Origin of the sequence: Deferrivibrio essentukiensis (genome assembly GCF_020480685.1) — a bacterium.
GTDB classification, from domain to species: domain Bacteria; phylum Chrysiogenota; class Deferribacteres; order Deferribacterales; family Deferrivibrionaceae; genus Deferrivibrio; species Deferrivibrio essentukiensis.
In genome coordinates, this window is record NZ_JAJAFU010000026.1 from 1 (window position 1) to 12,717 (window position 12,717).

13 protein-coding genes are annotated in these 12,717 nt (G+C 35.4%); 11 read left to right on the forward strand and 2 right to left on the reverse strand.

What is annotated here, in order from left to right:
• Positions 1-201 precede the first annotated feature (201 nt).
• From LF845_RS10540 to LF845_RS10555, 4 genes are all read left to right on the forward strand, one after another.
• Positions 202-1,248 (forward strand): 3-deoxy-7-phosphoheptulonate synthase, encoded by a 1,047-nt coding sequence (locus LF845_RS10540; RefSeq protein ID WP_242820980.1) that lies wholly within the window; start codon positions 202-204, stop codon positions 1,246-1,248.
• A gap of 69 nt (positions 1,249-1,317) precedes the next feature.
• A complete protein-coding gene (locus LF845_RS10545; RefSeq protein ID WP_242820981.1) occupies positions 1,318-1,809 on the forward strand; it encodes a SprT family zinc-dependent metalloprotease in 492 nt (163 codons plus the stop codon).
• Positions 1,810-1,852: 43 nt separating this feature from the next.
• On the forward strand, positions 1,853-3,334 hold the full coding sequence (gene glpK, locus LF845_RS10550; protein WP_242820982.1) for a glycerol kinase GlpK: 1,482 nt from the start codon (positions 1,853-1,855) through the stop codon (positions 3,332-3,334).
• A 58-nt stretch (positions 3,335-3,392) separates the two neighbouring features.
• Positions 3,393-3,965, forward strand: coding sequence for a class I SAM-dependent methyltransferase (locus LF845_RS10555; protein WP_242820983.1), 573 nt, complete (start codon positions 3,393-3,395; stop codon positions 3,963-3,965).
• Between the two features lie 33 nt (positions 3,966-3,998).
• Here LF845_RS10555 and secA read toward each other — a convergent pair whose 3' ends face one another.
• Together secA and LF845_RS10570 are read right to left on the reverse strand one after the other, a co-directional pair.
• The gene (gene secA / locus LF845_RS10565; RefSeq protein WP_278252242.1) at positions 3,999-6,581 is read right to left on the reverse strand and encodes a preprotein translocase subunit SecA; all 2,583 of its coding nucleotides are present in this window, start codon (positions 6,579-6,581) and stop codon (positions 3,999-4,001) included.
• Positions 6,578-7,489, reverse strand: a complete 912-nt coding sequence (locus tag LF845_RS10570) for a phosphate-starvation-inducible PsiE family protein (RefSeq protein ID WP_242820984.1) — start codon at positions 7,487-7,489, stop codon at positions 6,578-6,580. Before LF845_RS10570 ends, secA begins: the two co-directional genes overlap by 4 nt.
• 86 nt (positions 7,490-7,575) lie before the next feature.
• Between LF845_RS10570 and hisB the strand changes: the two genes are divergently transcribed.
• Genes hisB through recA form a run of 7 tightly spaced genes read left to right on the forward strand, consistent with a single transcriptional unit; the run spans position 7,576 to position 12,690 of the window.
• A complete protein-coding gene (gene hisB / locus LF845_RS10575; RefSeq protein WP_423220583.1) occupies positions 7,576-8,172 on the forward strand; it encodes an imidazoleglycerol-phosphate dehydratase HisB in 597 nt (198 codons plus the stop codon).
• A gap of 1 nt (position 8,173) precedes the next feature.
• Entirely contained in the window at positions 8,174-8,782 is a 609-nt protein-coding gene (hisH, locus tag LF845_RS10580; RefSeq protein ID WP_242820986.1) for an imidazole glycerol phosphate synthase subunit HisH, read from the forward strand.
• Positions 8,782-9,501, forward strand: coding sequence for a 1-(5-phosphoribosyl)-5-[(5-phosphoribosylamino)methylideneamino]imidazole-4-carboxamide isomerase (gene hisA / locus LF845_RS10585; RefSeq protein ID WP_242820987.1), 720 nt, complete (start codon positions 8,782-8,784; stop codon positions 9,499-9,501). Before hisH ends, hisA begins: the two co-directional genes overlap by 1 nt.
• On the forward strand, positions 9,494-9,943 hold the full coding sequence (locus LF845_RS10590; protein WP_242820988.1) for a phosphatidylglycerophosphatase A family protein: 450 nt from the start codon (positions 9,494-9,496) through the stop codon (positions 9,941-9,943). Before hisA ends, LF845_RS10590 begins: the two co-directional genes overlap by 8 nt.
• Complete coding sequence (locus LF845_RS10595) at positions 9,937-11,151, forward strand: competence/damage-inducible protein A (RefSeq protein WP_242820989.1); 1,215 nt, start codon at positions 9,937-9,939, stop codon at positions 11,149-11,151. Before LF845_RS10590 ends, LF845_RS10595 begins: the two co-directional genes overlap by 7 nt.
• Positions 11,148-11,681 carry an RNA 2',3'-cyclic phosphodiesterase gene (gene thpR, locus LF845_RS10600; protein ID WP_242820990.1) on the forward strand — a complete coding sequence of 178 codons (534 nt, stop codon included), beginning with the start codon at positions 11,148-11,150 and terminating at the stop codon, positions 11,679-11,681. The genes LF845_RS10595 and thpR overlap by 4 nt, the downstream gene beginning before the upstream one ends.
• A 4-nt stretch (positions 11,682-11,685) precedes the next feature.
• On the forward strand, positions 11,686-12,690 hold the full coding sequence (recA, locus tag LF845_RS10605; protein ID WP_242820991.1) for a recombinase RecA: 1,005 nt from the start codon (positions 11,686-11,688) through the stop codon (positions 12,688-12,690).
• Positions 12,691-12,717 lie beyond the last annotated feature (27 nt).

A 12,717-nucleotide genomic window follows, 5' to 3' on the forward strand; every position in this document is an offset into this window, starting at 1 on the left:
CTTTTTTTTGTGAACGTTGAACATTGAACTTTTTAACACTTTTTACCTTTCACTTCTCACGTCTTACGTCTCACATTTCACTTTCCACACGCAGTCAAAGATCACATTAAAAAATAGGATGAAGGCAGTCAATTATTGCTTGACTTAAAAAATAAAAGGTAATAGTTTGGTTAAAATTATAAAAATTTAGTGAGGCTTAAAATGTTAAAGACTAATAACTTAAATGTAAAAGAATTGATCCCCATAGTTGCCCCTTTTTATTTAAGACAGATATTTCCGCTTAATGAAAAGGATGCTGAGTTTGTGACATACAGTAGAAATACAATCAAAAATATTTTAAATAGAACCGACAAACGAATTATGGCAGTAGTAGGACCATGCTCTATTCACGACCCAAAAGCTGCTATGGATTATGCGCAGCGATTAAAAAAGCTTTCTGAAGAGGTAAAAGATAAAATATATATTGTAATGAGGGTTTATTTTGAAAAGCCGAGGACCACTATCGGGTGGAAAGGGTTAATAAATGACCCGGATATGGATGGTAGTCATCAGATATCAAAGGGGCTTGGAATTGCAAGAAGACTTTTATCCGAAATTACAAACTTAAATTTACCTGTTGCTTGCGAGATGCTTGATCCTATTACACCACAGTATTTATCTGATATGATTTCATGGGGTGCTATAGGAGCAAGAACCACCGAGTCACAGACACATAGAGAGATGGCAAGTGGGCTTTCATTCCCCGTGGGTTTTAAAAATGGTACTGACGGAAATATTAAGATTGCTTGCGATGCCATGGAGGCAGCACTAAGACCTCATAGTTTTTTGGGAATAAATGCTGAAGGGAAAAGCTCTATAGTTAAAACACTTGGTAATCCGAATGTTCACCTGGTCCTTAGGGGGGGTGACAAAAAACCTAACTACTTTCCTGAAGATATAGAAAAGGCAATAAATATACTTCAAAAGAATAACTTGCCAGATTCTATTATGGTTGATTGCAGTCATGCCAATTCTTTAAAAGACCACAGGAATCAGCCAAAGGTACTTGAAAGTGTGATAGAGCAGATTAATGACGGTTGTGCTTACATTAAAGCTGTTATGATTGAAAGCAATATTAATGAAGGTAATCAGCCGATCTGTTCTAATAAGAGTGAGCTGAAATATGGGGTTTCAATTACTGACAAATGTATTGACTGGGATACAACAGAGAGAATCATTAAAAGTGCTGCGGAAAAATTAACATTTTAATACGGTATTGTGCATAATTTTAAATATATTTTGTTGTAATTTGTTAAACTGTTATGCTAAATTTTCTCAATGAAACATATTGCCGAATGGGAAAATTTGGTTAACGCCAAGCTTTCTATATTAGAAAATATTATCAAAAATAAATTTGGGCTAAGCCTTTTAAATTTAAAGATTTCATATGACCTGAAAGGGTTAAGAGCAGGTCTTTTTATTCCCAAAACAAATGAAATAAAATTAAACGGGAAATTATGCAAAGAGTTTCCAGAAAGAATGGTAAATGAAGTATTAGTTCATGAAGTGGCACATTTTGTTACTAATAAAGTTTTCAAAAACAGTAAACCTCATGGCAAAAAATGGAAAGATATCGCAATATTGCTGGGTCTAAAAAATCCAAAGACTACTCATGATATGCCTGTAAACCCCGCGAGACAGTTTCAAAAATACGAATATAAATGCAGTTGTGGTACACATAATATTTCTTCGGTCAGACATAAAAGAATTATCACCAAAAAGGCTAAATATGCTTGCAAGCGGTGCGGCGGTTTGTTAGAAAAAGTGTAAGAGCAACTTCAATGCAAGATTGAATACATCCCGGGAGATGATTATGGCAAAATATATTTTATCTTTAGATTTAGGGACTACAGGTAATAAGGCTGTTATATTCGATGAAAAGTGTAATATAGTAGCGATGGATTATTCAGAATTTCCTCAAATATTTCCAAAAGAGGGGTGGGTTGAGCATAGCCCTTTTGATATATTAGACTGTGCCTTGAAAGTAGCGAAAAATGTGGTGGATCAAGTTGGCGTAGAAAATATTTTGGCTTTAGGGATTACGAATCAAAGGGAAACAGCCATAATATGGGATAAAACAACAGGAAATCCTTTATATAATGCAATCGTTTGGCAATGCAGAAGGACTGAAGAGATTTGCAGGAGATATGAACAGTATAAGGATATGGTTAAAGAGAAAACTGGACTTTTTTTAGACCCATATTTTAGTGTAACAAAAATTAAGTGGCTAATTGAAAATGTTGAAGAAGTAAAAAAAGCAGTTAGCCATGGCAGTGCTATATTTGGTACAGTTGATTCATTTGTTGTATATTATCTTACAGGTGGAAAAGTTCACGCTACCGATGTTACAAACAGTTCAAGGACTGCAATATTTAACATCAACAATCTTGAGTACGATGAAGAATTGTTAAAATTATTTGAAATTCCCGCATCAATTTTGCCTGAGGTGTATTCCAGTGATCATATGTTTGGTTATGTGGATAAAAAATTTTTCGGGAAAGAGATTCCAATTTGTGGTGTAATTGGTGATCAGCAAGCTTCCCTTTTTGCTCACGGCGGATGGAGAGAGGGCTTGGTAAAAAACACTTATGGGACAGGTCTTTTTTTGATGATGTCCACAAAAGATGAAGTCTATCACAGTAAAAATCTTATCAGCACAGTGGCATGGAAGGTTAAAAATAAGCTTGAATACGCTCTTGAAGGGAGTATTTTCGTGGGAGGTTCCCTTATTCAGTGGCTGAGGGATGGTTTGGGGATGATAGAAAAATCGGAACACATTGAAGAGCTTGCAAAAAGTGTAGATTCTTCCGGCAATGTATACTTTGTCCCTGCACTTACCGGGCTTGGGGCTCCACACTGGGATTCACTTGCAGGGGGACTATTGATAGGGATTACAAGGGGCACAAACAGGGGGCATATAGCAAGAGCAGCACTCGAAGGGATAGCTTTTCAGACAAAAGATGTTTTTGAAGAATTTAAAAGTATAACAGATAATAAATTAAAAATTAAAAGGTTTGCTGTGGATGGCGGTGCATCAAAGAATAACCTCCTTATGCAGATTCAATCAGATATTTTAGGGACAGAGATAGAAAGGCCAATGATAACAGAGTCAACCGCCTTAGGAGCTGCTGCTGTGGCAGCAGTCAGCTGTGACTTTTGGAGTTTTGATGATATATTATCTTTCAGAGAAGTCGAAATGGAATTTAGACCTTTTAAAAAGGATGATGAAAGAGAAAGAATATATAATAAGTGGTTAAAGGCTTTAGAAAAATCTAAAAGATGGATGGAAGAGTAGAATAAGAGTGAGTTGATTGGTTATTGGTTTAAAATAAAATTAACAAGAAGGTGAGGTAGTGGAAGGTAAAAAATTTAATCCTAAGAAGCTTGAAAAACTTAACAATATAGAAAGATTAAAGGATATCCCGCCAGAGTTTATCAGAAAGGCTGTTGGACTTGTAAATGTTGAAACCTTGGTTGATATAGGTGCAGGTACTGGACTTTTTTCTGTAGCTCTATTAAATGAGTTTAAATGTAAGACAGTTTATGCCTGCGATTTGTCAGACATAATGATTGATTGGATGAAAGAAAATATTGTTACTAAATATTCTGAAATTATTCCGCTGAAATCTGATGAAACCAAAGTACCGCTTTCTGATGATATTGCAGAGCTTGCTGTTATGATAAGTTTACACCATGAGCTTAATGAGCCTGAGGTAGTTTTAAAAGATGTGTATAGAATTCTGAGAAAAGGGGGCAAATTGTTGGTCATTGATTGGAAGAAAGCTGAAATGAATGAGGGTCCACCTTTGGACATAAGAGTTTGCCCTGATCTTGTAAAAAAACAGCTTTTAAAAGCCGGCTTTGAAAATATACAAGTTTTCGATGGGTTGAAAAAACACTTTGCTATAATTGGTGATAAAAGATAGACATCAGCTAAAAATAAGCTGATGCCTTAATAATTAGTTTTCGTTGGCACCGCAACACTTTTTATATTTCTTTCCGCTGCCGCATGGGCAAGGATCGTTTCTTCCCACTTTTGGCGTGTCCCTTTTGATTGGGGATTTTTTATTATCTTCTTGGGAGTTTTCGTTAAAAATATCTCTTCTTTCCTCTTTTAACTCTGTGTTTTGACTCTTAAGTTCAAGCTCTTCATCACTTTCAACCTGAATTTTTACATTAAATAGAAATTTCACGGTATCAGTATTGATTTTGTTAAGCATATTTACAAAAAGCACATATGATTCTTTTTTGTATTCTATTAAAGGGTCTTTTTGTCCATACCCCCTCAACCCTACACTATCTCTCAAATGGTCCATGTTTAAAAGATGTTCTTTCCATTTACTATCAAGAATATTCATCATCAAAAATCTTGAAAAGCCGATAAAATGCTCACCGAGTTCTTCTTTTTTACTGCTAAACTTTTCAAATATTTTTTCTTTCAGTTTGTTGCTGTATTCGTTAGCAGTTTTTCTTGATACCCCTTCAAAAGAAAAATCGACACTAAAGATTTCGGCTATTTTCTTTTGCAATAATTCTTCATCGATGACTTCAGAGTTTATTACGTAGTCTTCAAATAAACCATCAACGACATTTTCTATATTCTCTTTAAGGATATTCTCGATATCGTTTCCCATTAAAATATCGCGCCTTAAAGAGTAGATTACGTTACGTTGCTGATTCATTACATTGTCATACTCAAGGAGGTGTTTACGAATTTCAAAGTGCATCGCTTCAACTTTTTTCTGCGCATTTTCAATAGATTTATTGATAAGAGGGTGTTCAATGGGTTCACCTTCTTTCATACCAAGTTTGTCCATAATAAATGCAATTTTTTCTGAGCCAAATATTCTTAAGAGGTCATCATCCAAAGATAGGTAAAATCTTGATGAACCGGGGTCCCCCTGACGTCCCGTCCTACCTCTTAACTGATTGTCAATTCTTCTTGATTCGTGCCGTTCGGTACCTATGATGTGAAGTCCGCCAAGTTTAAGTATCTCATCTTTGACTTTGATGTCGGTACCTCTACCAGCCATATTGGTAGCAATTGTTACCGCTCCTTTCTCTCCTGCCTTTGAAACGATCAAAGCCTCTTTCTCATGTTGCTTTGCGTTTAAAACTTCATGAGGGATACCCTTTTTGGACAGTATCTTGCTTAGAAGCTCAGATTTTTCTATTGATACTGTTCCCACAAGTACGGGTCTGCCAATTTTATGATTTTCGAGGATATCATTTATAATTGCATCGTATTTTTCTTTCGCAGTTTTGTATATTTGATCGGGATAATCAATTCTTATCATCGGTTTGTTTGTAGGGATAACTATGACATCCAATCCGTAAATTTCCCTAAATTCCTGAGCTTCAGTGGCAGCAGTTCCGGTCATACCTGCAAGTTTGTTATACATTCTGAAATAGTTTTGGAAAGTAATGGAGGCAAGGGTTTGGTTTTCATTTTCTATCTTTACCTGCTCCTTTGCTTCAAGTGCCTGATGAAGCCCGTCAGAATACCTTCTACCCGGCATAAGACGACCTGTAAACTCATCAACAATAACTATTTGTCCATCCTGAACTACGTAGTCTACATCCCTCTTAAATATAGCATGAGCTTTTACCGCATTATTTACATAGTGGAGTAAATCAACATGCCTGACATCAAATAAGTTGTCGACCCCCAAAGCCTTTTCAACCTTTGTAATACCCTCATCAGTTAGTTTTGCATTTTTCTCTTTTTCATCAAGAGTATAGTCTATATCTTTTTGTAAATTTCTTACTACTTTATCCACTATATAATATTTATCTGTTGACTGATCAGTTGGACCGCTTATTATCAAAGGTGTTCTTGCTTCGTCAATTAAGATACTGTCCACCTCATCCACTATGGCAAAATTAAGCTCCCTTTGTACAAAGTCATCAAAATCATACTTCATATTATCTCTTAGATAATCAAATCCAAATTCATTGTTTGTGCCATACGTTATATCGGCATCATATGCCTCTTTTCTTGAGCATTCTACTGTTTTTGTTTTAAACCTTGATTCATCTTCCCATACGACTTTATAAGATTTTTCATGTTGAATAATACCTATGCTTAAACCAAGAAAAAGGTAAATAGGTCCCATCCATGTAGCATCCCTTCTCGCAAGGTAATCATTCACCGTGACAAGGTGAGCACCTTTGCCGTTTAAAGCATTTAAGTATAAAGGTAAAGTGGCGACCAATGTTTTACCTTCACCTGTCTTCATTTCAGCTATCTTCCCTTTGTGAAGAACATATCCACCTATAAGCTGAACATCAAAATGTCTCATTGAAAGGGTTCTTTTTGACACTTCTCTTACAGTTGCAAATGCTTTAGGAAGAATGTCGTCAAGCACCTTACCATTTGACAATGCAGCTTTTAAATTATTAGTTTGAGCTTTTAACTCATCCTCTGATAATTTTTCATACTCTTTTTCAAGTGCGTTAATTTCTTGAACAATTGCCGCACATTTTTTTAGATATCGGTCGTTGTAAGTCCCAAATATCTTTTTTGCTAAGCCAACTATCATTTATTTCTCCTTTTATTGTCATTTTTTTCTATTAACGCTGTGATAAAATAGACTATTCCAAGAACCAAAATTGCTGCAATTGCTGTATACATTTGGTTATCTGTTTCTTTATGTTGAAGTTTGATAATCAGTATCTCTCTTACAAATGCTATTAGAGCTACACCAAGAAATATGCTAATTTTTAGTTTTCCCCCTTTTATTGACTGTATTTCGGTATGTAAAAGCTCGATTAACACCCAAAGTATAAGTAGTGAGCCTAATGCGTATATAATTATGTCCTGCGAATTTGTTTTATAATGATGTATAATATCCACACCTAAAAAGACAATTGCCCCTAAAGTCAAAGAGATAAGTATTGAAACAAGTATTAGATGACCGAAAACCATAAAACGTTCAGAAAAATTGATAAGGTTATTTTTTAAGCTAAAAATCTTTGTATACTTTCTAAGCTCAATATCGGTATAAGCAGTATTTATTATGCTTACCTGGACATCAAGGATTTTATGCACTGACAGGAGAATATTTTTTCTTACAACATCCTTTTCTATTTGCTGAAAAATCCTTTCATGAATCCAATTTCTAACAAAGGAGAATATTGATAAAAATGTTGAATTGTCGACAATTTGCTCATGAAAGATTTTTACCATATTTGTTGTGTAGTTGATGAGGTCATTGTTTATGTTGCCCTTAAAGAGTATTTTATACCAGTCTTCTAAAAGTTGAGACATTTTCTCAAGCTGTGTATCTTCATACTGTTCCTGAAACCCAAATTTTTCAACCAAATACTCATGAATGTCAGTGGCAAACTCAATCGAATAATTAAGCATTATTTCACTGACACTTTTAATATTCTCTATATCAGAATCCAAAATGTTATATGTATTTCTGATATCTTTTATGTAAGCCATCTTTTATCCTCACTCATTTGGGTTGAAAAAAAATTTACATTTTAAACATTATAAGATAATATTATAACAAGGTGTTGTCAATTTTAATGTGTCAGGAGGATGAATTGAGAAAAGCACATATAAAAAGAGTAACTTCTGAAACGGAAATATCTGTTGATATTAATCTGGATGGTAACGGAAGCTATGAAATTGAAACAGGCATAGGATTTTTTAATCATATGCTTGAACTTTTTTCAAAACATTCCGGTATTGATATAAAACTGAAAATGAAAGGGGATATACATATAGATTTTCACCACACGGTTGAGGATGTGGGGATAGTATTGGGGCAAGCTATACTGCAGGGGCTTGGAGATAAAAAAGGGATTAATAGGTATGGATTTTTTATGTTACCAATGGATGAGACACTTATTGAGTGTGCAGTTGATTTGTCAGGGAGATCCTTTTTGAATTATGATGTCAAATTTTTTGCTGATAAAGTTGGTGGATTTGATATTGAACTTGTGGAAGAATTTCTGAAGGCATTTTCGGATAATTTGAAAGCTAATGTGCATGTAATAAAAAGATATGGCAAAAACTCTCATCATATAGCAGAAGGGATTTTTAAGTGCCTTGCGAAAAGCATAAAAACGGCAATTAGAGTTGTGGATGACAGTATTCCCAGCACAAAAGGGGTAATTTAGCATGATTATTGTTATAGATTATGGGATGGGGAATCTTCAAAGTGTCAATAATGCACTTTTAAGTTTGGGCTTTGACTCTAAAATATCTTCGGATCCTGATGATTTAAAGGTAGCTGATAAAGTTATTCTGCCTGGAGTAGGTGCGTTCAAAGACTGTTATGACGGGCTTGAAAAAAGTGGTTTCATAGGACCTATCTATGATTTTATAAATACAGGCAAGCCCTTTTTAGGCATATGTGTTGGTATGCAGCTACTTTTTGAAAAAAGCTACGAATTTGGTGAGCATAAAGGGCTTAAACTTTTAAAAGGGGAAGTTGTAAAATTTCCTGACTCAATAGTTGATAAAGGTATGAAGATCCCCCACATGGGGTGGAATAATGTGAAGAATATAAAATCAGGCTCATTTTTTGATTGTGTGCCTGATGATACATTTGTTTACTTTGTCCATTCATTTTATGCACCGGTGGTAGAGTCTACTGTTTTATCTTGTGAATACGGCGTTCAGTTTTCTGCTGCTGTTGAAAAAGGTAATGTCTTAGGTGTTCAGTTTCACCCTGAGAAAAGTCAGGATGCGGGGCTTAATATATTAAGAAAATTTGGAGAGATGTAATGTTGGTTATACCTGCTATAGATATTTATGATGGGAAGGCTGTAAGGCTTGAAAAGGGGGATATGGAGAAAAGGAAAGAGTATTTTGACAACCCGCTTGATGCTGCAAAATATTTTCAAGATTTAGGCATTGGCAGGATTCATATAGTGGATCTGAACGGAGCTAAAGAGGGGAAAACCACAAATTTTAAGATAATAGAAAAAATAGTTATTTCCACTGCCCTGACAATTGAAGTTGGCGGAGGGATTAGGGATAGAGAAAGGGTTGAAGGATATTTTAATTTGGGTGTCAGGTATGCAATATTAGGGACGGCAACGGTTAAGAATCCATCCTTTGTTAAAGAAATGCTTGAAACATATCCCGAAAAGATAATTCTTGGTATTGATGCGAAGCAGGGGTATGTAGCTACTGAAGGTTGGTATGAAAAAAGTGAAATGACAGTTTTTGATGTTTTGGCTATGTATGATGGTTACAAGCCTGAAAGTGTAATATATACAGATATTAATAGAGATGGCATGCTTATGGGGATAAATATTGATGCAACTGTCGAATTAAGCAAGAAGACCAATTTTAATATAATTGCTTCAGGCGGGCTTAAAGGGTTAGGCGATATTAAAATACTTAAAAAGTCGGGCAAAATATACGGATGCATTGTTGGTAAGGCATTTTATGAGGGTAAACTTGATTTAAAAGAAGCATTGGAGATAGCAAATGCATAATTTCTTAATTTTGTTGGCAACCGGGTTTTATAGTGGGTACTCCAAGTATGCACCAGGTACTGTAGGGACATTGGTTGCACTTCCCATTTTAGCATTGAGTATGTGGTTTTCTTTGTTGGGGAAATTTTTTATTTTTCTTCTATTATTTGTCTTGGGTATTATTGCCTCGGAGTATTATGAAAGTTATAAAGAGAAGAAAGACCCTAAAGAGGTGGTTATAGATGAAATTGCTGCTTATTACTTTATATTAATTTTTGTTGATTTAACTTTTATTAACATTCTTATTACATTTTTGTTGTTTAGGTTTTTTGATATAACAAAGATTTATCCTGCCAATGTGGCTGAGCGTGTAGGTGGTGGGACAGGGATAATGCTTGATGATATGGTTGCAGCTCTTTACTCTATTTTGGTATTTTTTATCCTCAGGGGGATTTTGTGGTAAATTGTTCTATTTTTGCAATAGGGAATGAGCTTCTTGAAGGGAGTATTTTAGACACAAACTCCTCTTATATAGCTAGAGCCCTATCAGCTCTTGGAGTGAGTGTTAGAAGAGTAAGTATGTTGAGGGATAATATTGATGAAATAGTTGATGCCTTTAGGATTGCCGAGAAGGATTCTCAGATAATATTAACTACAGGTGGATTAGGGCCAACTTTTGACGATTTGACTGCTGAAGCAAGTGCCAAGGCATTTGGATGTGAGCTTGTTTTAAATGAGACTGCCCTGAGCCATATTATAGGTATGCTCACTAAGAGAGGGGTACATATTAAAGAAAGTCATAAAAGGCAGGCAATGCTTCCTGAAAATTGTCTTCTTTTTGAAAATAAGGTAGGGACAGCGTTAGGATTCGGTGTGAAGACAAAAAATGGTTTCTGTATTTCTTTGCCAGGGATTCCATACGAAATGAAGTATATTTTTGATAATTTCGTTCTTAAGTTTATAAAAGAAAACTTCAGCTTGAAAGAGATATTCAGAGAGGACTTAAAATTTAAAGGATTGCCAGAATCTGATGTTGATGAGGTGATAAGAGAAGCGGATATACCAGAAGGTGTCGATTGTATAATAAATGTTTCAAAGGGTGAAATAATTGTAAGATTGAGAAGTTTTAGCCGGGAAAAGCTCGATTATGTTAAAATGCAGATTATAGAGAAGCTAAAAGATAACTTTTTTGGATTTGAAAGAGATAGTCTTGAGAGTGTGTTGCTTAATAAACTTAAAGAGAAAGGGCTGAGCATTGCGACTGCTGAAAGTTGCACAGGGGGGCTGATTGCCAAAAAGTTAACAGATATTCCGGGAAGCTCATCTGCATTTGTTGGTTCAGTAGTTGCTTATAGTAATGAAGTTAAAGCTAAATTATTAGGTGTTTCTTTAGAAATACTTGAGAGATTCGGTGCTGTAAGTGTCGAGTGTGCTCAGGAGATGCTTACCGGTTTGGATAAACTATTTGGAGCAGATATAGGTGTTGCTGTGACAGGGGTGGCAGGGCCTGATGGAGGGACAAAAGAGAAACCGGTGGGTTTGGTCTATATCGGTGTGAATTATAAGGGTAAATGTGAAGTAAAGCGATTTGAGTTTAATGGCGATAGAGAAACGGTTAGGGAAAGAAGTGCAAAAACGGCACTAAGTATGGCTATAGATATGATAAAATGAGATGTTTTATTGCCATAAAGCCACCTTTAGATATTTCAAATTTTTTCCACAATCATATTTTAAGTTATAAAGGCTTTTTCTCGGGCAAAATTGTTAAGCCCGAGCAGATGCATATAACCCTCTTTTTCTTTAATAATCTCTCAGACTCTCAAAAGGATTTAGTGTGCAATACATTAGAGCAATTTCATAAATATAAGAGCTTTCAAGTTACTCTTAGCAGATACGATTTTTTTTATAGAGATAGAACACCTTCCGTTTGTTTTGTAAAAGCATCATCTCCTGAACTTTTTAAACTGAGGGAGGATATGGCTGTAAAGCTAAACAGTTTGCCTTTTGATAGAAAACCATTCAAAGCACATTTGACATTATCAAGAATAAAAAAAGTAGAAAACAAGGATAATTTAGATAGATTTTTATCAGAATCGGAGTTAAAATATTTTAATGTTAATGAGATTTTATTTATAAAAAGTGAGCTTACAAATACGGGGCCCATTTATACGAATATATATAATTTAAAATTAATGAGGTGATAAAATGGATGCGAACAAACAGAAAGCTCTTGAACTTGCTATGAGCAAAATTGAAAAGGATTTCGGAAAAGGTGCCGTTATGCGCCTTGGTGATAAAGCGATAGAAAGGCCACCAGTTATCCCTACGGGAGCTCTTTCTCTAGATATTGCACTTGGTGTGGGAGGTATTCCAAGAGGGAGAATAACAGAAATTTACGGTAGTGAAAGTAGTGGTAAGACTACTGTTGCACTTCATGTTATTGCAGAGGCACAAAAGAAAGGCGGAGTAGCTGCATTTGTCGATGCGGAGCATGCACTTGACCCTATTTATGCAAATGCCATTGGTGTTGATACAGATAACTTATTGGTAAGTCAGCCTGATAGTGGTGAGGCTGCCCTTGAAATTACTGAAACTTTGGTCAGAAGCGGTGCAATTGATGTTATTGTGGTTGACTCTGTTGCTGCTTTAACTCCACGTGCTGAAATCGATGGGGAGATGGGGGATGCTCATATGGGCTTGCAGGCAAGACTTATGAGTCAAGCTTTGAGAAAGCTTACAGCAATAGTTAATAAATCAAAAACTGCCCTTATCTTTATAAATCAGACAAGGCAAAAGATAGGTGTGATGTTTGGCAACCCTGAAACCACTACCGGTGGTAATGCGCTGAAGTTTTACGCATCTTTAAGAATTGAAATTAGAAGGTCGACTGCATTGAAAGAGAAGGAAGAAACAGTAGGAAACCATGTAGTGGCAAAAGTAGTGAAAAACAAAGTAGCACCTCCATTCAGGCAAGCAGAGTTTGATATTATGTTTGGTACGGGTATTTCTAAAGAAGGGATACTTATAGATATGGCCGTTGATTCAGATATTATTAATAAGTCGGGTGCATGGTTTAGTTATAAAGACCAAAAATTGGGCCAAGGTAAAGAAAATGTCAGAAATTTCCTCAAAGATAACCCTGAAATAGCACAGGAAATAGAAAATACCATAAAGGCGAAATATGGACTTTTACAACAGGAAGAGGTGTAGAGTTTTAGCCTGAGTTTTATAATATAA

What these genes read in the sequence shown, in the direction of transcription:
- LF845_RS10545 (WP_242820981.1), top strand. Translation starts at nt 1,318, where the DNA reads ATGAAACATATTGCCGAATGGGAAAATTTGGTTAACGCCAAGCTTTCT.
- glpK (WP_242820982.1), top strand. Translation starts at nt 1,853, where the DNA reads ATGGCAAAATATATTTTATCTTTAGATTTAGGGACTACAGGTAATAAG.
- hisB (WP_423220583.1), top strand. Translation starts at nt 7,576, where the DNA reads ATGTGTCAGGAGGATGAATTGAGAAAAGCACATATAAAAAGAGTAACT.
- thpR (WP_242820990.1), top strand. Translation starts at nt 11,148, where the DNA reads ATGAGATGTTTTATTGCCATAAAGCCACCTTTAGATATTTCAAATTTT.
- LF845_RS10540 (WP_242820980.1), top strand. Translation starts at nt 202, where the DNA reads ATGTTAAAGACTAATAACTTAAATGTAAAAGAATTGATCCCCATAGTT.
- recA (WP_242820991.1), top strand. Translation starts at nt 11,686, where the DNA reads ATGGATGCGAACAAACAGAAAGCTCTTGAACTTGCTATGAGCAAAATT.
- hisH (WP_242820986.1), top strand. Translation starts at nt 8,174, where the DNA reads ATGATTATTGTTATAGATTATGGGATGGGGAATCTTCAAAGTGTCAAT.
- LF845_RS10570 (WP_242820984.1), bottom strand. Translation starts at nt 7,489, where the DNA reads ATGGCTTACATAAAAGATATCAGAAATACATATAACATTTTGGATTCT.
- LF845_RS10590 (WP_242820988.1), top strand. Translation starts at nt 9,494, where the DNA reads ATGCATAATTTCTTAATTTTGTTGGCAACCGGGTTTTATAGTGGGTAC.
- secA (WP_278252242.1), bottom strand. Translation starts at nt 6,581, where the DNA reads ATGATAGTTGGCTTAGCAAAAAAGATATTTGGGACTTACAACGACCGA.
- hisA (WP_242820987.1), top strand. Translation starts at nt 8,782, where the DNA reads ATGTTGGTTATACCTGCTATAGATATTTATGATGGGAAGGCTGTAAGG.